Origin of the sequence: Yoonia sediminilitoris (genome assembly GCF_003058085.1) — a bacterium.
Taxonomy (GTDB): domain Bacteria; phylum Pseudomonadota; class Alphaproteobacteria; order Rhodobacterales; family Rhodobacteraceae; genus Yoonia; species Yoonia sediminilitoris.
Map to the genome: position 1 here is coordinate 711356 of NZ_QBUD01000001.1, position 21981 is coordinate 733336.

General features: G+C 59.5%; 16 protein-coding genes. 14 read left to right on the top strand and 2 right to left on the bottom strand.

The window, feature by feature from the left end; translation table 11 throughout:
* Positions 1 to 31: 31 nt before the first annotated feature.
* The 5 genes from C8N45_RS03555 to lpdA all read left to right on the top strand — a co-directional run bounded on the left by C8N45_RS03555 (position 32) and on the right by lpdA (position 7941).
* Positions 32 to 3331, top strand: coding sequence for a YhdP family protein (locus C8N45_RS03555; RefSeq protein WP_168769387.1), 3300 nt, complete (start codon positions 32 to 34; stop codon positions 3329 to 3331).
* The gene (queA, locus tag C8N45_RS03560) at positions 3328 to 4392 is read left to right on the top strand and encodes a tRNA preQ1(34) S-adenosylmethionine ribosyltransferase-isomerase QueA (protein WP_108384795.1); all 1065 of its coding nucleotides are present in this window, start codon (positions 3328 to 3330) and stop codon (positions 4390 to 4392) included. Before C8N45_RS03555 ends, queA begins: the two co-directional genes overlap by 4 nt.
* A 103-nt stretch (positions 4393 to 4495) precedes the next feature.
* Positions 4496 to 5791, top strand: coding sequence for an MFS transporter (locus tag C8N45_RS03565; protein ID WP_108384796.1), 1296 nt, complete (start codon positions 4496 to 4498; stop codon positions 5789 to 5791).
* 57 nt (positions 5792 to 5848) lie between these two features.
* Positions 5849 to 6430, top strand: coding sequence for a DUF924 family protein (locus C8N45_RS03570; RefSeq protein ID WP_108384797.1), 582 nt, complete (start codon positions 5849 to 5851; stop codon positions 6428 to 6430).
* Between the two features lie 116 nt (positions 6431 to 6546).
* On the top strand, positions 6547 to 7941 hold the full coding sequence (gene lpdA, locus C8N45_RS03575; protein ID WP_108385148.1) for a dihydrolipoyl dehydrogenase: 1395 nt from the start codon (positions 6547 to 6549) through the stop codon (positions 7939 to 7941).
* A gap of 56 nt (positions 7942 to 7997) precedes the next feature.
* On the opposite strand, the gene C8N45_RS03580 is transcribed toward lpdA, so the two are convergent.
* Together C8N45_RS03580 and C8N45_RS03585 are read right to left on the bottom strand one after the other, a co-directional pair.
* Entirely contained in the window at positions 7998 to 8639 is a 642-nt protein-coding gene (locus tag C8N45_RS03580) for a hypothetical protein (RefSeq protein WP_108384798.1), read from the bottom strand.
* Positions 8640 to 8788: 149 nt separating this feature from the next.
* Positions 8789 to 9679 carry a vWA domain-containing protein gene (locus C8N45_RS03585; RefSeq protein ID WP_108384799.1) on the bottom strand — a complete coding sequence of 297 codons (891 nt, stop codon included), beginning with the start codon at positions 9677 to 9679 and terminating at the stop codon, positions 8789 to 8791.
* 191 nt (positions 9680 to 9870) lie between these two features.
* On the opposite strand from C8N45_RS03585, the gene uvrA reads away from it, so the two are divergent.
* From uvrA to C8N45_RS03630, 9 genes are all read left to right on the top strand, one after another.
* Positions 9871 to 12729: an excinuclease ABC subunit UvrA gene (gene uvrA, locus C8N45_RS03590; protein WP_108384800.1), complete on the top strand. Its 2859-nt coding sequence runs from the start codon at positions 9871 to 9873 to the stop codon at positions 12727 to 12729.
* 405 nt (positions 12730 to 13134) lie between these two features.
* Positions 13135 to 13755 carry a GIN domain-containing protein gene (locus tag C8N45_RS03595; protein ID WP_108384801.1) on the top strand — a complete coding sequence of 207 codons (621 nt, stop codon included), beginning with the start codon at positions 13135 to 13137 and terminating at the stop codon, positions 13753 to 13755.
* A 192-nt stretch (positions 13756 to 13947) separates the two neighbouring features.
* On the top strand, positions 13948 to 14649 hold the full coding sequence (locus C8N45_RS03600; protein ID WP_108384802.1) for a FadR/GntR family transcriptional regulator: 702 nt from the start codon (positions 13948 to 13950) through the stop codon (positions 14647 to 14649).
* Positions 14646 to 15638, top strand: coding sequence for an ABC transporter ATP-binding protein (locus C8N45_RS03605; RefSeq protein ID WP_108384803.1), 993 nt, complete (start codon positions 14646 to 14648; stop codon positions 15636 to 15638). Before C8N45_RS03600 ends, C8N45_RS03605 begins: the two co-directional genes overlap by 4 nt.
* A complete protein-coding gene (locus tag C8N45_RS03610; RefSeq protein WP_108384804.1) occupies positions 15635 to 16735 on the top strand; it encodes an ABC transporter ATP-binding protein in 1101 nt (366 codons plus the stop codon). Before C8N45_RS03605 ends, C8N45_RS03610 begins: the two co-directional genes overlap by 4 nt.
* A gap of 22 nt (positions 16736 to 16757) precedes the next feature.
* On the top strand, positions 16758 to 18266 hold the full coding sequence (locus tag C8N45_RS03615; protein ID WP_108384805.1) for an ABC transporter substrate-binding protein: 1509 nt from the start codon (positions 16758 to 16760) through the stop codon (positions 18264 to 18266).
* 69 nt (positions 18267 to 18335) lie between these two features.
* Positions 18336 to 19280, top strand: a complete 945-nt coding sequence (locus C8N45_RS03620) for an ABC transporter permease (protein ID WP_108384806.1) — start codon at positions 18336 to 18338, stop codon at positions 19278 to 19280.
* A complete protein-coding gene (locus C8N45_RS03625; RefSeq protein WP_108384807.1) occupies positions 19277 to 20158 on the top strand; it encodes an ABC transporter permease in 882 nt (293 codons plus the stop codon). Before C8N45_RS03620 ends, C8N45_RS03625 begins: the two co-directional genes overlap by 4 nt.
* Positions 20159 to 20188: 30 nt before the next feature.
* Complete coding sequence (locus C8N45_RS03630; protein WP_108384808.1) at positions 20189 to 21979, top strand: gamma-glutamyltransferase family protein; 1791 nt, start codon at positions 20189 to 20191, stop codon at positions 21977 to 21979.
* Positions 21980 to 21981: the final 2 nt, after the last annotated feature.

A 21981-nucleotide genomic window follows, 5' to 3' on the forward strand; every position in this document is an offset into this window, starting at 1 on the left:
TTTTAGCCCGACACAGGCGAAGATAAAGGGTATGTTTGAACTTGGTGGCAATCGCGTGACGCATCAGGACGAAGAAACCGAAGCGGTCGTGCCGCCCAGGCCGATCACCCGGCGCAGGCAATTCTGGCTTCGTGCGGTTTTGCTGCTGTGTCTGACGCCATTGATTTTCGGAGCTGTTTCTGCCGCGATGCTGGTTGACCGTGAGGTGACCGCGCCCGATTGGATAGCCGAAGATATCGCGGTGCGGGCCTCGGAATTTCTGGACGGGGGCAAGCTGGAGTTTGGCGCGATGACCGTCCGGTTGGGGCGTGATCTGCACCCGACCGTGCGCCTGACGGACATTACATTGCAGGATGCGACCGGTGCGCTGATCAGCACGATCCCCGTGGCCGAAGGCATCATGTCGCCGCGCGGTCTGATCCTGCGCCGCGAGGTGCTGATGCAAAACATCGCGCTTGTCGGGGCGCAGGTCAATTTACGCCGCGCGGCAAGCGGCGAGGTTGCGGTGGCATTTGCGCGCGGCGCCCGCGAGGCGGGGCAGGCCCCGTCTTTGTCTCAGTTGCTTGAAAAGATTGACATATTTCTGGAGCGCCCCGAGTTCAAGGCACTGGAAGGCGTGCGCGCAACCGGACTTGTGGTGAATTTTGACGATGCACGCGCCGGACGGTCATGGGTGGTGGACGGCGGCGCGCTGTCACTGGTGGTCCAAGGCGGACAGACCATTTTGCGCGGTGACTTTTCCTTGCTTTCGGGGCGGGCAGAGGTAACAAAGGTTGCATTGTCCTATGCCAGTGCGCTTGGCACCCGCGATGCCAACATGGGCTTGAACATCGACAATATCGTTGCCAGCGACATCGCCACACAGTCACCGGCACTCAGTTGGCTTCGGGGCGTCGATGCGCCGGTCAATGCGGCCATTCGGACCAGTCTGGATGCCCAAGGGGCGCTGGGGCCGCTCAATGCCAGCCTTGAGATCGGCAAAGGCGCGCTGCAACCCAACCCCGCAACCCAGCCCATCAGCTTCGAAGCTGCCAAAGCCTATCTGACCTATGACCCATCGCGCGGCAGTATCAGCTTTGACGAAGTCAGGCTTGAAATGGAATGGGGGCAGCTCAATGCCAGCGGCCATGCCTATTTGCAGGACTTCGGCGTGGGACTGCCGCAGGTGCTCTTGGCGCAGTTTCAGTTTCGCGACATCGCGTTTAATCCGTCGGGTTTGTTTCCGGTTCCTTTGACGTTGCAACGGGCGGCGGTGGATGCGCGAGTGCGGTTTGCGCCATTTTCAGTCGAATTGGGTCAGATTGCGGCATCGGAAGGTGACATGCGCCTGTCGGGCAAGGGCAACATCGCGGCCACCCCAGACGGGTGGCAAGTGGGCATCGATGTGGGGCTGAACCAGATCAGCCAATCGGCCATGATTGGCTACTGGCCCGGCAGCATTTTCCCCGGCGCGCGCAGCTGGCTTGAAAAGAACGTGACCACTGCCGATTACGTGGATGCGCACGCCGGTTTGCGGCTGGCCCCCAACCAGCCCCTGCAGTTTGCCGTTAATGCCGGTTTCAAGGAGGCAGAGATCAAGTTCATGCGGTCGATGCCTGCCATAACGGACGGCAGCGGCAGCCTTTCGATTATCGGCAAGCGGCTTGCCATTGACGTGGCATCAGCCAGGGCGATCGCCCCCGAAGGTGGCCTGATGGCGCTGGGTGGATCCAGCTTTGTGATTGAGCAGATGGGGAAAGACCCGCCGTCTGTGATTGATTTGAACATCGACAGCACGATCACGGCGGTTTTGTCCGTGCTGAACCAGCCGCCGTTTGGATTTCTGGACAAGGCCAATCTGCCTGTCACGTTGGCCGATGGCCGTAGCCAGTTGACGGGCCGACTGACTTTGCCGCTAAAACCGCGGGTCACGAATGATGAAATCGGCTTTGCGATGGAATCGACCATAACCGCCATGCGGAGTGACGTGCTGATCCCCGGACGGCAATTGGCCTCTCCACGGCTGCAAATCACTGCCGACCGCGCGGGGTTGGCGGTCGCTGGTCCGCTGCGCGTCGGCGAGGTGCCGCTTTTGGTCAATTGGACCAAACGTTTTGCGGACCCGGTTGGCACCAGTAATTTGCAGGCGGAAACGGAAATCTCGCCCCGCTTTTTGGAAGAGTTCAATATCGCACTGCCCCCCGGCAGCGTCACAGGGCGGGGCCGTGGGGATTTGTCGGTGGCCCTGCAGGCGGGCGCACCGCCGCAGTTTTCATTGTCGTCAAACCTGCGCGGCGTCGAGATGGCGCTGCCCGCGCTGGGGTGGCGCAAGACACCTGACCAGACCGTTGACCTGTTGGCCGAGGGACGACTGGGGGCTGTTCCGCTGATTTCTGAACTGACGCTGAGTGGCGCGGGGCTACAGGCCGACGGCCAGATCATCCTTGCTGAAGGTGGCGGGTTGCAAGAAGCCAGATTTGACCGGGTGGCTGTCAATGAATGGCTGGATGTGCCGCTGGTCCTGCGACCGGACCGGGCGGGCGCACTGGTGGAAATCATCGGCGGACGGCTTGATCTGCGCAATGCCCCACGGGGGCAGACCGGCGGCACAGGCGGGCCGATGTTGGTGCGGCTGGACCAGCTGCAAGTCACCGATACGGTCGCTCTGACAGGCTTTCAGGGGCAGTTTCGGACCGGTCCGGGGTTTTCCGGACAATTCAACGGCCAGATCAACGGGGCTGCCGCAATTACTGGCGCGCTTGCCCCCCGCGAAGGGCGCACCGCGTTGCGGTTGCGCGGTGATGATGCGGGCGCCATCGGGCGCGCGAGCGGTCTGATGATGAATGGGATCGGCGGCAGTCTGGACCTGACGCTGGTGCCTGTCGGTGATGGCGATGCCTACGTCGGGACTGTCGCTTTGCGTGATGTGCGGGTCCGCGATGCGCCGGCGATGGCTGCTTTGCTGGATGCGATCAGCGTGGTCGGTCTGTTGCAACAGCTTGACGGGCAGGGGCTGTCTTTTGAAACGGTCGACGCGCGCTTTCAAGTCAATGCAGGCGAAATCGCCATCACCGAGGCCAGCGCCATTGGTCCGGGGTTGGGCGTGTCGCTGGATGGCATCGTTGGACTGGCCTCGCAAGAGTTGAACCTGCAAGGGGTGATTTCGCCATTTTATCTGGTGAATAGCATCGGGTCGGTGCTGACACGTCCGGGTGAGGGGTTGATCGGCTTCAATTTCGACATTACGGGGACGCGGGATGCACCTGTCGTGTCTGTCAATCCGCTCTCTGCCTTTACACCTGGCATGTTCCGCGAAATTTTCCGGCGTGCCCCACCACAGATTGTTCAATGAAGCTCAGTGATTTTGATTTCGACCTGCCCGAGCGTCTGATTGCCACGCGGCCCGCGCGGCCACGGTCGTCGGCGCGGCTGCTGCTTGCACAAGGGGACCGGATTGATGATCTGGTCGTCACCGATCTGCGCAAGATCCTGCGGCCCGGCGACAGGCTGGTGCTGAATGACACCAAGGTGATTCCCGCGCGCCTGTTCGGCCTACGCCACAGGACAGGAGAGGCGGGTGCCACTAGCGCGCAGATGGATGTGACCCTGCTTGAGCCGCGTGCGGATGGTACGTGGTCCGCCCTGATCAAGCCCCTGCGCAAGGTCCGCGATGGCGAAACGATCGTCTTTTCTGATGATTTGTCTGCGACAGTCACAGGGCGCAATGATGGGCAGGCCACCTTGCGCTTCAGTCTGACGGGCGATGATTTTGACAAGGCGCTGGCAGAGGTGGGGGCAATGCCCCTGCCGCCATATATCGCCGCCAAGCGCCCCGCAGACGCGGCCGACAAAGAGGATTACCAGACCTATTGGGCGCGCCGGTCGGGTGCGGTGGCGGCACCGACCGCATCGCTGCATTTCGATGGGCCCTTGCTGGATGATCTTGCGGCACGTGGTGTCGCCTTCACCAAGGTCACGCTGCATGTCGGGGCGGGCACATTTCTGCCGGTCAAGGTCGACGATGTGCGCGACCATAAGATGCATGCTGAATGGGGCGAGGTCACGCCGCAGGCGGCCGCCGAGATCAACGCAACCAAGGCCGCAGGCGGACGCATCATTCCGGTGGGGACAACCGCCCTGCGCCTGATCGAAAGTGCGGCAATCGATGGCCAGATCACCCCTTGGGAGGGGCCGACGGATATCTTTATCACGCCGGGGTTTGAGTTTCAGATTACTGATGGGTTGATGACCAACTTTCATTTGCCCAAATCCACATTGATGATGCTGGTGTCGGCCCTGATGGGCGTAGACCGGATCAAGGCGATTTATGATCATGCCATCGCCCAGAATTACCGTTTTTTCAGCTATGGCGACAGTTCGCTGTTGCTGCCAGAGGCAGAGGATCAGGCCTGATCCGACCAAAGGCGCGGATAGGCGCGACGGCGTCGCTTTCGTGTGATGAATTATAAACAGAATCGTGTGATAGCGCGGTTCGGTTAGCTGGATAGGGCGCAGGATGTTTCAAGTTTTCACAGGGTCATGGGCTCTCTTCATCGGCATGTTCATGTTGATGATCGGCAACGGGCTGCAAGGGACATTGCTGGGCTTGCGGGGTGATCTGGAGGGGTTCAGTACCTTCAGTCTGTCCGTTGTCATGTCGGGTTATTTTCTGGGTTTTCTGTTCAGTTCGCGTTTCACGCCCGGTCTGATCCGCAGGGTCGGGCACGTCCGGGTCTTTGCGGCACTCGGGTCGACGATTTCGGCGGTCCTGATCATGTATCCGATCCTTGTGGAGCCATGGGCCTGGACGATCGGGCGCGTGGTGATCGGCTTTTGCTTTTGCGGGGTCTATATCACGGCGGAAAGCTGGCTGAACGACGCATCCACCAATGAAACGCGGGGCAAGGCGCTGTCGCTTTACATGATCGTGCAGATGGCCGGGATCGTTGTCGCGCAATATATTGTCAGCCAGGGTGATGTGTCCGGCTACGCCTTGTTTATCATCCCGTCGGTTCTGGTGTCGCTCGCCTTTGCGCCGATCCTGTTGTCGGTGCGCCCGATGCCTGCCTTCGAGACGACCAAACCGATGACGATCCGGCAGGTGATTGATGCATCGCCCCTTGCCTGTTTCGGGATGTTCATGCTGGGGGGCGTCTTCGCGGCGCAATTCGGGATGTCGGCGGTCTATGGCAACAGGGTCGGGCTGTCGGTGGGGCAGATTTCACTGTTCGTATCGGCGATCTATGTCTCTGCGCTGGTCCTGCAATATCCGATCGGGTGGATGTCCGACCGGACAGATCGGCGCGTGTTGATTATCTGGGTGTCACTTCTTGGCGGGTTCGGGTCGCTGCTGGCGTTCCTGGTTCCAAGCAACTTTACGATCATCGTGATTACCGGCGCCATCGTCGGTGGGACGTCAAACCCGCTTTATGCGTTGCTGATTGCCTATATGAACGACTATCTGGAGCGCGAGGACATGGCGGCGGCGTCCGGTGGATTGCTGTTCATCAACGGATTGGGCGCGATCATGGGGCCACTTATTGTGGGGTCGATGATGGATGCGCTTGGGCCGAATGGTTTCTGGTTGTTCACAGCGGTGTTGATGCTGACGGTGGGGTCCTATGGGCTTTATCGCGCGACGCGGCGCAGTCGCTCTGATCTGGAAGTGGAAACGGTGCCCTATGCGCCTGTCTCAGCGGCATCCACCGCGGTGGTCGCAGAGGCGGCACAGGAATATTATATCGAGGCCGAAGAAGAGATTGCTGCCGAGGAAGCAACACAATCTGCTGCTGAATCTCGGGGTCGGGCTTGACGCGATTTCCCGAATGGACACAGAGTAGATCGGGGGTAGGGCAGATGGAGTTTACCGATGGTGACTGTGGACGAGGTTTTGGCATTCTGGCTGGAGGAATGTTCTCCGGCTGACTGGTACAGGGCCGATCCTGATTTTGACAAGATGATCAGGGACCGATTCGAGGATGCCTGGCGGGCCTCTTATGACGGATCGCTGGGGCTCTGGCTGGCCTCTGCGAAAGGGACCTTGGCCTATATCATTCTGACAGACCAGTTCCCGCGCAACATGTTCCGGGGCAGCGGTGAAGCCTTTGCCACCGATGCCTGTGCGCTGGCCGCTGCCAAAATGGCGATCGAGCACCGGTGGGACATGAAAATTGATGAACCCGCACGACAGTTTTTCTATCTGCCCCTGATGCATTCGGAAAATCTCTGTGATCAGGAACGCGCCGTGCGTCTGATCCATAGCCGGATGCCACTGACGGGGGCGAAGATCGGCCCGCATACGCAGGCCCACCGCAATGTGATCCGGGATTTCGGGCGGTTCCCCTACCGCAACGAAGCACTCGGGCGGCATACGACGCAAGCAGAGCAGGTATTTCTGGACGCGGGCGGCTACGGTGCCGCGATCAGGGCAGTGCAGCAGGACGCTAAATAGGGTCAGGATCCTGGGCAGGGTTGCACAGAATGCCTGCCTGATATGCCCCGACATCACTAGAGGTCTGCCGAAAAGTAGTTTAGCGTTGAACGAAATCTATTTTGGAGGGCAACGACGTGGCAGCAAAGAACTTTGATCTGATCGTAATCGGTGCGGGGCCTGGCGGCTATGTGGCCGCCATTCGTGGCGCCCAGCTGGGCATGAATGTCGCGATTGTCGAACGCGAACATCTTGGCGGCATTTGCCTGAATTGGGGCTGCATCCCGACCAAAGCGATGTTGCGTTCGTCGGAAGTATTCCACCTGATGCATCGGGCCAAGGAATTTGGCCTGAAAGCGACCGGCGTTGACTATGATCTGGACGCCGTCGTCAAGCGGTCGCGCAGTGTGGCGGGTCAACTGTCGGGTGGCATTGGCCATTTGATGAAGAAAAACAAAGTGACCGTTTTCATGGGTGCCGCCACACTCCCGGCCAAGGGCAAGGTCAGCGTCAAAACCGACAAGGGCACAGAAGAGCTGACCGCGAAAAACATCGTGCTAGCGACGGGCGCGCGGGCGCGCGAGTTGCCGGGGCTGGAAGCTGACGGTGATTTGGTCTGGACCTACAAGCACGCGCTGACCCCGAAACGGATGCCCAAGAAACTGCTGGTCATCGGCTCTGGCGCCATCGGGATCGAATTTGCCAGCTTCTATAACACACTGGGCAGCGACACGACCGTGGTCGAGGTCATGGACCGGGTGTTGCCGGTCGAAGATGCCGAGATTTCGGCCTTTGCCAAAAAGCAATTCGTCAAACAGGGCATGAAGATCATGGAGAAATCCATGGTCAAGCAGCTTGACCGGGGCAAGGGCAAAGTGACCGCCCATATCGAGACCGGCGGCAAGGTCGAAAAGATGGAATTCGACACGGTCATCAGCGCCGTCGGTATCGTTGGCAATGTCGAAGGGCTGGGGCTGGAAGGTCTGGGCGTCAAGATCGACCGCACCCATGTCGTGACAGATGCCTATTGCCGGACCGGTGTGGACGGGCTGTTCGCCATTGGCGACATCGCAGGTGCACCGTGGCTGGCGCACAAGGCCTCCCACGAAGGGGTGATGGTCGCCGAACTGATCGCGGGCAAAGATGTGCATCCGGTCAAACCCGAAAGCATTGCGGGCTGTACCTATTGCCACCCGCAGGTCGCCTCGGTCGGCTATTCCGAAGCGAAAGCCAAGGAATTGGGCTTTGACGTCAAGGTTGGCCGTTTCCCATTCATCGGCAACGGCAAAGCGATCGCGTTGGGCGAACCCGAAGGCATGGTCAAGACCGTATTTGATGCCAAGACGGGCGAATTACTGGGCGCGCATATGGTCGGCGCAGAAGTGACTGAATTGATTCAGGGGTATGTCGTTGGCCGCCAGCTGGAAACCACAGAAGAAGACCTGATGCACACTGTTTTCCCGCATCCGACCTTGTCTGAAATGATGCATGAAAGTGTGCTGGACGCCTACGGTCGGGCTATCCATTTCTGAAAACAGGGTGGGTCAAAGGCCCACCCTGCATTCTGTTCTTACATGCCTACAGGCTCTTACGGCGCGGCTTGCTTCGCGCCGGTGAAGATCCCGCTGACCTGATCAACGCTATTGTCCGGATTGGTCACCTGACCTTCAATGACGCCAAGCATCTCGGCGGCCTCTGCGCCGGCAAAGGCACCATCGAGGTTGGCAAAGACTTCGTATGTCTCAGTACCCTCGATCAGCAGATCGCCCGAGACCGACCCGGTCATTCTTGACCCGTCGATATCAGCGTCAACGACCAGTGTGTTGGCAACAGACGGCATGTTTCCATCGCCATCCGTGGCAACGATATTGGAAACCCCGCCATCCACTTCCAAGGTGTCGAATGAGGCCTCTACATTCAGATCACCCGTTAAATAAGCCCCAAGATTGCCTTCATCGTCTTCGATGGCTGCCGCAAAATCCCCGGCATACATGGCGCTGCCGGTGGGCATGGTGACTTCGTCGCCTGATTCGTTGATGCGACGGAAATCTGCAATGATGTCCTGCACCTCATCCGGGAACTCAGCCAGCGTTGCACCTGCGGGAAGCTCTACCCCGTCAATGATGCCGCTTGAGACCTCGAAGTCGCCGTCATCACCGTCGCCGCCGCTGCTGCCGCAACCGGCAAGAATTGCGGGCAAAATGCCCACAGCCAAAATCTTGATCTTCATGAAAAATCTTCCCTTGTGTCTAACTCTACAGTGTTCCGGGGCCAGCAGTGACCCAAGGGGAACCTACTGGGAGGTGGGGCGAAATTGAGGCAAATTTTAGCCGTTTCATTGGAGGGCGGCGGATTTGGTGTGCGAGGCTGAAAAGGCTGCTAGCGTGTCGCAGGCAGGAAAACGGTGCCGGTACCACCTGCGGCTGTTCCGATAAACAGGTTGCCCGTCGCCCGCGCCCCGTCCTTGTGTCGGGCTGTGGTCGCCTGATATCGCCCAAAGGGCAGTTCCAGCACCAACGGATTACCTTGCGCGCGTCGGACAACCGGACCGTCGGGGCCGGTGATATTCCAACTGATGGCGTCCTGCACCAAACCGCCATTGCGATCACCCAGCCGTGCAATAAACACCGCCCTGCCACGCAATGGCCCATCGGCGCGCGTCAAGGCCGAGAGCGCCATCGCCAGTTCGTCGGCGCTTGCCGCTGTAGCAAATTGCCCGCCGGTTGCGTCTGCGATGCAGGCCATCTGGGTCAATGTGGCCTCGTCCGTGATGTCGAATCCAATGACGTGGGCGGTCAGATCGACCGCCAGTTCCTTTAGCCTGCGGATCGCGCGGCAAGGGTCGTCACTACAGGTTTCGGCCCCGTCGGTAACAAGAATGACGCGCGCAGGTGATGATTGATATTGCAGCGCCTCTGCTGCGGCCACGATGGCAGCAGCCATCGGCGTTTCCCCCAAAGGCGCGATCTGGCGGAGCTGCCGACCAATTTCCTGCCCTGTGCCGACATTGGGGTTGACCAACGTGTCGATGTCCCCGCAGTTCCCCAGCGCGCTTTGGCCATAGACAATCAGGCCCAGCCTTTGGTCTGCCGGAAACTCTTGCAGCATCCTGCCCACGACACGTTTGGCGATCTGCATCTTGGTCACACCATCAAGCCGCTCTTTCATTGAGCCCGACCCATCCATCACCAGAATCGTATTCAGCCTCTCTTGTGCAAGAACCGGCGTGCTGAGCAGGCAGGTCAGCAGGGCAAGGATCATCACTTTCATCTGTGGGCCCTTCGCTTTTCATCCTTTACGCTAATGGCCGGAGGCTGAAGATTGCCTGAATCAGCATCAACATCCGGATCAACGCCGGTCTCGTGCGAAATTATTCTGACAATGTTCCGTTAATGTTCTATAATCCCATTGGACCCGGCCCCTGCCTGTATTATGTGTCCCGTACTGGACGAGGAGCTGAAATGGCTGAGCTGAAAAACATCGAAGTGCGCGGCGCGCGCGAACATAACCTCAAGAATATCGACGTTGATATTCCGCGCGACCAGCTTGTGGTAATCACCGGCCTTTCTGGGTCGGGCAAATCGTCGCTCGCGTTTGATACGATCTATGCTGAAGGGCAGCGCCGCTATGTGGAATCGCTGTCGGCTTACGCCCGCCAGTTCCTGGACATGATGGAAAAGCCGGATGTTGATCACATTTCCGGCCTGAGTCCCGCGATTTCGATTGAACAAAAGACCACGTCCAAGAATCCGCGTTCGACCGTCGGCACCATCACCGAGATTTACGATTATCTGCGGCTGCTTTTCGCGCGCGCGGGCACGCCCTACAGTCCCGCGACCGGCCTGCCGATCGAGGCGCAGCAGGTGCAGGACATGGTTGACCGTGTCATGGCGATGGAGGAGGGGACGCGCGGCTATCTGCTTGCCCCGATCATTCGTGACCGCAAGGGTGAGTACCGCAAGGAGTTTCTGGAACTGCGCAAACAGGGGTTTCAGCGCGTCAAGGTCGATGGTGAATTCTACGAACTGGACGAGCCGCCGACGCTGGACAAGAAATTCCGCCATGACATTGATGTGGTCGTTGACCGCATTGTCGTCCGCGAAGGGCTTGAAACACGGCTGGCCGACAGTTTTCGCACCGCCCTTGATCTGGCCGACGGGATCACGGTTCTGGAAACCGCCCCGACCGAGGGCGAACCGGAGCGTTTCACATTCTCGGAGAATTTCGCCTGTCCCGTTTCGGGCTTTACGATCCCCGAGATTGAACCGCGCCTGTTTTCATTCAACGCCCCCTTTGGCGCATGTCCCTCGTGTGACGGGCTGGGGGTTGAACTGTTCTTTGATGAAAAACTGATCGTCCCCGACGTGACCTTGAAGATCGCCGACGGGGCATTGGCTCCTTGGCGCAAGGGGAAGTCGCCATATTTCCTGCAAACGATCGAAGCGATCGCCAAACATTACGGGTTCAACAAGAACGCCCGTTGGAAGGACCTTGACCCGAAGGTGCAGCAGGTGTTTTTGCGCGGTTCCGGCAAGGAGGAAATCAAGTTCCGCTACGACGAAGGCGGCCGTGTCTATCAGGTCGAACGAGCCTTTGAGGGGGTGATCCCGAACATGGAGCGCCGCTATCGCGAAACCGATAGCAACTGGATTCGCGAAGAATTCGAAAACTACCAGAACAACCGCAACTGCGGCACCTGTGGCGGTTTTCGCCTGCGCGAGGAAGCCCTGGCCGTCAAGATCGGCGGGCTGCATGTGGGCCATGTGGTGCAGATGTCGATCAAGGAAGCCTATGACTGGTGCAAGGCCGTTCCAGAAAGCCTAAGCAAACAAAAGAACGAGATCGCAGCGGCGATCCTGAAGGAAATTCGCGAGCGGTTGGGTTTTCTCAATAACGTGGGCCTCGAGTATCTGACACTGGCGCGGAATTCCGGCACGCTTTCGGGCGGTGAAAGCCAGCGCATCAGGTTGGCCAGTCAAATCGGGTCGGGTCTGCAAGGGGTGCTTTACGTGCTGGACGAGCCATCCATCGGATTGCACCAGCGCGACAATGACCGCTTGCTGACGACCCTGAAAAACCTGCGTGATCAGGGCAATACTGTTATTGTCGTCGAACATGACGAGGAAGCGATCCGCGAAGCGGATTATGTGTTCGACATCGGCCCGGGGGCTGGTGTGCATGGCGGGCAGGTTGTGGCAAAGGGTACGCCGCAGGAAATCATGGCCCACGCGGACTCTGTGACCGGGCAATACCTGATTGGGGCACGTGAAATCGAAGTGCCCGCCAAGCGCCGCAAGGGCAAAGGCAAAAAGCTGACGGTGGTCAAGGCCACGGGGAACAACCTGCAAAACGTCACTGTGGATTTCCCGCTGCAAAAATTCGTTTGTGTGACAGGTGTGTCGGGCGGCGGCAAATCGACCCTGACGATCGAGACCCTTTTCAAGAACGCGTCGATGAAACTGAACGGCGCGCGCCAGACGCCGGGGCCATGCGAGACAATCAAGGGGTTTGAACATCTGGACAAGGTGATCGACATTGACCAGCGGCCCATCGGGCGCACGCCACGGTCAAACCCGGCCACATATACAGGCGCTTTCACTCCGATCCGTGACTGGTTCGCGGGGATGCCTGAGGCGAAGGCGCGCGGCTATAAACCCGGTCGTTTCAGCTTTAACGTCAAGGGTGGGCGGTGCGAAGCGTGTCAGGGTGACGGTGTCATCAAGATCGAGATGCACTTCCTGCCCGATGTCTATGTCACCTGCGAAACCTGCAAGGGCGCGCGGTACAATCGCGAGACGCTCGAGATCAAGTTCAAGGGTAGGTCCATCGCGGATGTCCTTGATATGACAGTGGAAGATGCCCAAACTTTCTTTTCCGCGGTGCCGTCGATCCGCGAAAAGATGGACGCGTTGATGCGGGTCGGGCTGGGCTATATCAAGGTCGGTCAGCAGGCCACGACCCTGTCGGGCGGCGAGGCGCAGCGCGTGAAACTGTCCAAGGAACTGGCGCGGCGGTCCACGGGCCGCACACTTTATATTCTGGATGAACCGACGACGGGTCTGCATTTTGAGGATGTGCGCAAGCTGCTTGAGGTGCTGCATGAACTGGTCGATCAAGGGAATTCGGTGATTGTGATCGAACATAACCTCGACGTGATCAAAACCGCCGATCATATCATCGATATCGGACCGGAGGGTGGCGACGGCGGAGGCCGGATCGTGGCCACCGGCACACCGGAACAGGTCGCGGAAGTCGCGGACAGTCACACCGGGCAATATCTCAAGCCGATGCTGGGGCCGCGGAACGTCGCCGCCGAATAGGGTAGCGGCCCACCTGCGCCTCGTTTTTGACGCTCTATTTTGCAGTGGCAGGTCGCAAATACCGTGCGCGGCCCTGTGCGTGCGGGGCAACCTGTTGTTTCGCGCATCCGCGGACCGACAAACGCTGGGATTTCCTGCGCCTCTTTCAGGCCGAGCGCCTTTCATTATAGTTGCCAGATCAGAGATAAGCTCTTGCAAGGATTGGCGCCGGTCACGCACAGCTGCCGGTTTTTCAGTTGGCGGCAATTGCCTTTGGGGGTGCATCGTCGCAGTTCCAGCGCGATGGTAAGCCCGGTACGTCGAGCGGCCGCTTGCTGTTTTTACTCAGATGCCAAGAGAGTGAATTGAACCATATGCATTTTTTCCCTAGTGCTGGCGTAACGACCCGGCAAAAGGCAACGGAAAATGAAGTTTTTCATGACGGCACTGGCCCTTTGTGTTGCGTTATCTCCTGCATTGGTGCGCGCTGAATCCGTACCTTACAAAGTGAGCGAGTTCCGGGCGATTGATGTGCGGATGGGCATTTCAGTCGATGTGACCATTGCCCCGGAATATGAGGTCGCGGCAGAGGCCATCACCGGCGATCTGGCGCAGTTTCGGATCAAGGAATATCTGCCATGGCTGGCGTTCTCCCGCGATACCCGGTGGCTGATTTTCAGCGAATGGCGCGACGATGCATTTGCGGTAGACGTCAAAACACCGGTGCTGAACGGGCTGAAGGCCTTTGAGGATGCAACAGCCACGTTCGCGGGGGACGCAGGCGAAAGGCTCTGGATCGAGGCGGGCACCGGCGGCGCGATTACAGTGTCGGACGTCATCGTGGGTGAGCTGACCTTGTTGGCGCGTGCAGGCGGGACGATTTCCGCCGTTGGCACCTGCGACCGCTTGACGATCCGTAATGAAGGACATGCGATTGACGCCAGCGGTCTGGATTGCTCCAGTATCGTCGTGAATGGCGACCCCGCAGGTGTGACATTGGCCCCCGGTGCCCTGACCGTGGCAGAACACCCCGCGCTTGAGGGCTAGGGTCAGGACCCCAGGCGGGGCTTTCCCTGCACCTTCTCTAAACTGCTGAATACTTAGGCATCTGCGTATTTTTGGCCCGGATTTGCGGCTCTGTTGGGCCCATTTTTGGTAGGGTTAGGTTGAACCATTTGTAATTTGGTACGCACCAAGTCTATAAAGATAGCATGCACTGCTCTGCTGCGGGGGCCGACCTTGAACTACGATGACAGTTTTTCGGACAATACAACACGCGCGCTGACCCAGATCAGACGGCTGATCGACGATGGTAATCTGCCGTCAGACGGCAGGTTGCCGACCGAAAGAGAATTGTCAGAAACCTATGGATTTGGCAGGCGGACCGTGCGCCGCGCGCTGGAGGTTCTGGAGGCCGAGGGGCTTTTGTGGCGGCGGCAGGGCAAGGGCACTTTTGCGGGGCAGCCACCACGGCCAGCTGCGCAGATGGCCGCTGAAATTGCAGATGAGGTGGACGCGCTTGGCGTGATGGAAGCCCGCATGGGGATCGAGCCGCAGTTAGCGGCCTTGTGCGCGCGCCGTGCCAGCGGCGAGGACGTAGACCGGCTGCGATTGTTGGCGGACCGGACCTATGCGGCGGCAGACTCGGATTCTTCTGAACTTTGGGACGGCGCCATCCACCGGCTGATTGCCCGGATCGCGGGTAATCCGCTTTTGCTGGCAGCTTTTGATTTGCTGGACACTGTGCGGATGGGCGAGGACTGGCAGCACAAACGCCACATGGCACGTTCCGAAGAAACCCGCGCGATCTATCATGCCCAGCACGAAAAAATCATTGCGGCCATTGATGCGCGCGACTCTGATCGCGCACGCGCGGCCATGATGGAGCATTTGCAGGTATTGACCGACAATATGCGCCGCACACTGGAGGATGCGTTGTGAGTGCGCCGCTTCTTGATGTGAAGGGCCTGAGTGTCCGTATCGCGGGCACGTCCCGTGATCTGGTCGCGGATGTGTCTTTCACGCTTCACCCCGGTGAAACACTGTGTGTGGTGGGTGAATCCGGTTGCGGCAAAAGCCTGACCGCCTTGTCTTTGATGGGATTGCTTGCGTCACCGCCATTGTCTGTCACGGGGGGCGAGGCCCTGTTTGACGGGCGGGATCTGCTGCAGATGCCTCTGGATCAATTGCAGGCCCTGCGCGGCGACCGGATGGCGATGATCTTTCAGGAGCCGATGACGTCGCTGAACCCCGCCTTGCGCGTTGGCGATCAGATTGCAGAGAGCGTGCAGCGCCATCAGGGTGTCAGCGCCAAGGCGGCCCGTGCGCGTGCGTTGGAGATGTTGCGCAGAGTGGGCATTCCCGCGCCCGAAAGCCGGCTTGATGCCTATCCGCATAATCTGTCGGGGGGGATGCGCCAACGGGTCATGATCGCGATGGCGCTGGCCAATGATCCAGCCTTGTTGCTGGCGGACGAACCGACCACGGCGCTGGATGTGACCATTCAGGCGCAGATTCTGGCCCTGATGCGCGATTTGCAGGCACAAAGCGGCAGCGCGATGATCCTGATCACCCATGATCTGGGCGTCGTGGCCGAAATGGCCGACAAGGTTGCCGTGATGTATGCGGGCCGGATCGTTGAGTTCGGCACGGTCGCGCAGATTTTCGAGGATCCGCAGCACCCCTACACAATCGGGTTGATGAGTTCGATGCCGACCTTGGGGCAGCGGGTTGCCCGATTGGTGACAATCCCCGGTGTTGTGCCGCAGGCATCGCAGATGCCGCCGGGCTGCCGGTTTGCATCGCGTTGTCCTTTTGCCAACGCCAGTTGTGCCAAGACACCGGACATGACCGAGGTCGCAACCGGCCATCGCGTCGCCTGCTGGCAAGTGCCGCTTGAGGCGGGCATTGATCAACGGGTGTCCGCATGAGTGCCCCTGATTACATTCTGGAGGCGAGCGCGCTCAAACGGCAGTTTGAAGTGGCCAAGCCACTGTTTGGCAAGGCAAAGGTCGTGCGCGCTGTTGATGGTGTCGATCTGAAAATAGCACGGGGCGAGACATTTGCGATTGTAGGCGAGTCCGGTTGCGGCAAGTCCACGCTTGCCCGGCTGTTGGTGCGGCTTATGACCCCCACCGACGGGGCTGTCATTTATGAGGGCCGCAACATTGCCAGTATTCCTGAGCAAGAGATGCGGGACTTGCGCCGCGAATTGCAGTTCATCTTTCAAGACCCGTTTTCATCGCTGAACCCGCGCATGACTGTAGGTGCCTTGATCGAAGAGCCAATGCGCGTGCATCGGATTGGCACCGTGGCGCAAAGACGCGAAAAGGTGGCCGCGCTGCTGTCGCGCGTTGGCCTGTCGCCACAGATTGCCGACCGTTATCCACACGAGTTTTCCGGCGGCCAACGGCAGCGGGTCGGGATTGCGCGGGCGCTGGCCTCTGGCCCCAAGGTGCTGATCGGGGATGAACCTGTCAGCGCGCTGGATGTGTCCATTCAGGCGCAGGTGGTCAATATTCTCGAGGACCTCAAGCAGGAATTCGGGTTGACCCTTGTGGTGATTGCCCATGATCTGGCGGTTGTGCGTCATATGGCGGACCGCGTGGCGGTGATGTATCTGGGCGAAATTGTCGAGCTTGCACCGGTCGATGCGCTGTTTGACGCCCCGCGCCATCCCTACACCGCCGCCCTGATCGCTGCTATTCCGGTGCCGCAGGTTGGCGCGCGCAAGGCCACTGCGAAACTCGAAGGTGATCCACCCAATCCAATTGATTTGCCGACAGGCTGCCGGTTTCATCCGCGCTGCCCCCATGCGACCGATCTTTGCCGGACCTCTAAACCAACCCTGCGCGCGCGTGATGCGGGCGGGCAGGTTGCCTGCCACTATGCAGATGAATTGACGTTGGACGGGCTTTCGGCCGGAAGTGATACTCGCAGTGACGCCGCAAACGCACGTTTCGAAATCTACCGCGCCGCAAGAGCGCGGAGCGAAGGCGCAAACGCGCCAGCCACCACGACAACCTGACAACAACCCTGGGAGTAAAGAAATGCAATTCAAACCACTCGCTACCCTCGCCGCCGCGCTGATGCTCAGCACGTCGTGGGTCCATGCAGAGGACCTGCGGATCGGCCTTGCCGAAGATCCCGATATCCTTGATCCGGACCAGTCGCGCACCTTTGTGGGCCGGATCGTCTATGCTTCGCTTTGTGACAAGCTGGTGGATATCACGCCAGAGCTGGAAATCATCCCGATGCTGTCCACCGGCTGGAGCTGGTCAGACGACGGTATGACGTTGACCATGACCTTGCGCGATGATGTGACCTTTCATGATGGCGAACCCTTCAACGCCGAAGCTGTGGCGTATAATATCAACCGCTCGAAGACTCTGGATGAAAGCCGCCGCAAATCGGAAGTCGCATCCATCACCGGCACCAATGTCGTCGACGACTACACGATCGAAATCATGCTGGCCAACCCCGACGCGACCCTGCTGGCGCAGTTTGCCGACCGCTCTGGCATGATGGTATCGCCCAAGGCCGCCTCTGAAATGGGCATTGAATTCGGTGCAGCCCCTGTTTGTGCCGGGCCGTTCAGCTTTACCGAACGGGTGCAGCAAGACCGCATCGTGCTGAGCAAATATGACGATTATTACAATGCGGATCGGATCAACTTTGATACGGTCACGTTCTTGCCAATCACCGACGACACCGTCCGACTGGCCAACCTGCGCGCTGGGGACATCGACATAGTGGAGCGTTTGGCCGCGACAGATGTGGCATCAGTACGCGCTGACGACGGGCTGCAGCTGGAGCAGGCGGTATCGCTGGGCTATCAGGGCCTGACGGTGAATATCGCCAATGGTGAAAAGGCGACGAATGCCTTTGGTACCGATAAACTGGTGCGACAGGCATTGTCGCTGTCCATCGACCGCAAGGTACTGAACGACGTGGTGTTTGAAGGGGTCTTTGCGCCGGGCAATCAGCCGTTCCCGCCGTCATCGCCTTGGTATAACACGGAATTCCCTGTGCCGGAACGTGACATTGACGCAGCCAAAGCCTTGCTGGCGCAAGCGGGCGTTGAAAACCCGACCGTTGAAATTCAGGTATCGACCAATCCGGTCGCCCAGCAGGTTGTGCAGGTGGTGCAAGCCATGGCCAGCGAAGCGGGGATCACCGTCAACGTCGTCGCCAAGGAATTCGCGACATTGTTGAGCGAACAATCAGCTGGTGCTTATGAAATCAGCCAGATCGGCTGGTCGGGCCGCGTTGACCCTGACGGGAACATCCATCAGTTCGTGACCTGCGAAGGCGGGATCAACGACAGCAAATACTGTAACCCCGAAGTGGATGAGTTGCTGAATGCGGCCCGCACGTCCACCGATATTGCAGAGCGCAAGGCCAATTACGACGCCGCTCGCGCGATCCTGATCGACGAAAGCCCGCTGATCTATCTGTACCACCAGACATGGATCTGGGCGCTGGATGACAGCATTCAGGGCTACACCCCTTATCCTGACGGGATGATCCGTCTGTCGGGTGTGTCAAAGTCTGAATAGGCGAACCAACCCTCTGGCGGCGATGCCGTCGCCGGAGGGACTTTTTCTTTAATCTGAAAGCGGATTTGGATGCTCAGCTTCATTGGACGCAGGTTATTGGTGGCGATCCCGACGATCGTGCTGATTTCGGTGCTTGTGTTTTTCTTGCAGAAACTGCTGCCGGGTGATCCGGTGCTGGCGCTTGCCGGTGAGGACCGCAATCCGGAAATCCTCGAATTTCTGCGGGAAAAATATCGTTTGAATGACCCGCTTTACGTCCAATACTTCAATTGGATCGGGAATGCGCTGACGGGTGATCTGGGGGTGTCATTGCGCACCCAGCAGCCGGTGCTGACGCTGCTTGCCGAAAAGCTGCCTGTCACGTTCCAACTGGCGATCATGGCGCTGGTCATTGCGGTTGTCATTGGTGTGCCCGCAGGCATTATTTCGGCCTATCACAAGGGCACTTGGATCGACTGGCTGGCTAATGTTGTCGCACTTTCGGGTCTGTCGGTGCCGAATTTCTGGCTGGGAATCATGATGATCCTGCTGGTTTCGGTCAAACTGGGGTGGCTACCCGCGTCGGGATATCAGCCATTCACGGACGACCCGCTGCAATCGATCCGAACCATGCTGATGCCTGCCTTTGTGCTTGGCACGGGGCTGGCGGCCACGTTGATGCGGCACACGCGTTCGGCGATGCTGGGGGTCCTGCAATCCGACTACGTGCGCACCGCCCGCGCCAAGGGGCTGTCGGAAAAACGGGTGGTCATGAAACATGCACTGCGCAACGCGCTGGTGCCGGTCGTCACTGTGATTACGTTGCTTTTCGGTGAATTGCTTGCCGGTGCCGTTTTGACCGAACAGATTTTCACTATCCCCGGATTTGGCAAGCTGGTCGTCGATGCGGTGTTCAATCGTGACTATGCCGTTGTGCAGGGCATCGTGCTGTGTACCGCGATTGCCTTTGTTTTGATGAACATTTTGTCTGACGCGCTTTACCGCGTGTTGAATCCAAGGATGAGCGATCAATGAGCGCCGTGACAGATACGCCCGCCGAAACCGTCGCGGTCTTGCCGCCCAAGCAAAGCCGTGTCTGGGCCAAGTTGCGTCGCAACAGGTCGGCCATGTTCGGGGCAGGGCTTGTCAGTGTCTTTGTGATCGTGGCCCTGCTGGCCCCTGTCCTGCCGATCCCCGGACCTGCGGAAACTGACTGGGGGGCTGTGCGCAAAGCGCCCTCTGCGGCGCATTGGCTGGGCACGGACGAGATTGGCCGCGATATCCTGAGCCGGATGATATGGGGCGCGCAGGCTTCACTGCTTGCCGGTGTCGTGTCCGTGGCGATCGCACTGGCCATCGGCATTCCGCTTGGTGTGCTGGCGGGCTACTGCCGTGGCTGGACCGACGCGGTAATCAGCCGCCTGACAGAGGCGCTGCTGGCCGCACCTTTCCTGATCCTTGCCATCGCGCTGGCCGCGTTTCTGGGCCCGTCCCTGACGAATGCGATGATCGCGATTGGCCTGTCGGCGGTCCCGATTTTCATCCGGCTTGCACGCGCGCAAACCATGCTGGTGGTGACAGAGGATTACGTCGAAGGCGCCCATGCCGTTGGCCTGACACACCCCGCCATCATCTGGCGCTATGTGCTGCCCAACATTGTGCCGCCATTGTTGGTACAGGCCACGCTGACCATCGCAACCGCAATCATTGCCGAGGCGTCGCTGTCCTTTCTTGGCCTTGGCCAGCAGCCACCCGCGCCAAGCTGGGGGTCCATGCTGAACACCGCCAAAGCATTTCTGGAGCAAGCTCCGTGGATGGCGATGTGGCCCGGCATAGCGATTTTTCTGGTGGTTCTTGGTTTTAACCTGTTTGGCGACGGTCTGCGCGATGCGCTGGACCCGCGCGACCATTGATAGCGTCTCTTTGAATTAAGGAAGTCACCCATGCAATTCACAACCCGCCCGGAAATCCTTGGCACTTTTGGTGTTGCCACATCGACGCATTGGATTGCCTCTACCGTTGGCATGTCTATTCTGGAAAAGGGCGGCACGGCGATTGATGCAGGGGCTGCCATGGGCTTTGTGCTGCAAGTGGTGGAGCCGCATTTGTGCGGGCCGCTTGGTGACATGCCCGCATTGGTCCAGATCGCGGGCGAGGATGCGCCGCGCGTCGTCTGTGGGCAGGGAACGGCCCCCGCCGGTGCGACGATTGAACATTACAAGGCCGAGGGGCTGGATATGATCCCCGGCTCTGGCCTGCTGGCGACAGTTATTCCCGGCGCGTTTGGTGCATGGATGCTGATGCTGCGCGATCACGGGCGATTGCCGCTGCGCGATATTCTGGAGCCTGCCATTCATTATGCCCGCCACGGGCACCCGACCTTGGCCCGCGTGTCCGCCACGATTGAGGGGCTGGCAGATTTCTTTCGTGATGAATGGCCCACGTCATATGAAACATGGCTGCCAGGTGGGTCTGCACCGGCCCCGGAAAGCCTGTTTTGTAACCCTGCATTAGCCGATACCTACGATCGCATCCTGACCGAGGCTGAGGCTGCGACAGGCCGCGAAGCGCAGATCGAAGCTGCGCGCAGGGCCTTCTATGAAGGTTTCGTGGCCGAAGCGATTGACGATTGGATTAAAGAGGCCTGTGTGATGGATGCCGCCGGTGGGCGCCGCAAGGGCGTTCTGACGGGGCAGGATATGGCTGGCTGGCAGGCAACCTATGAGGACCCGCTTTCGGTTGATTACGGCGATTGGACGGTCTGGAAGGCGGGCATGTGGACCCAAGGGCCGACATTCCTTCAATCGCTACGTATCCTGGACGGGTCCGGGGTCGACCAGATGGACCTGAATGGCGCGGATTTTGTGCATACGGTGGCGGAGACCATGAAGCTCGCCTTTGCGGACCGCGAAGCCTATTATGGCGACCCGACGCACACCGACATTCCGACTGAAACGCTTTTGTCCAAAGCCTATGGCGCGGACCGTCAAAAGCTGATCGGGCCGAAAGCGTCGTTCGAACAACGGCCCGGACAAATCGACGGCTTTGACCTTTGGACGCAAGAGGCGATCAAGCGCGCGGGCAAGGATGTGGTCGCTGGCCCCGGCGCGGGCGCGGGCGAGCCGACGATGGCGCATCTGTCGGAAAAGCGCGGCGATACCGTGCATATCGACGTGATCGATCGCTGGGGCAACATGATCTCGGCCACGCCATCAGGGGGCTGGCTGCAATCCTCGCCCGTGGTGCCGGGGTTGGGGATGCCGCTGAACTCGCGCGCACAGATGTTCTGGCTGACCGAAGGGTTGCCTACGTCACTGGCTCCGGGGCGGCGGCCACGCACGACACTTTCGCCGTCGATGGCGGGTAGGGACGGGAAAGCGTCGCTTGCCTTTGGTACACCAGGGGGGGACCAGCAGGACCAATGGCAGCTGATCCTGTTCCTGCGACTTGTGCATGGCGGGATGAATTTGCAGGCGGGCATTGATGCGCCGCTGTTCAACACCAGCCATTTTCAGGCGTCATTCTATCCGCGCGCCACACAGCCCGGCCACCTGATGGTGGAACCTGCCTTTGGCGATGCGGTGATTGCCGACCTCAGGGCGCGCGGCCATGATCTGCAGGTGGCCGAACCATGGACGGTGGGCAGATTGACGGCTGCCAGCCGCGATCCTGACGGGTTGCTGCGTGCAGCGGCGACCCCGCGCCTGATGCAGGCCTATGCGGTGGGGCGCTAGCG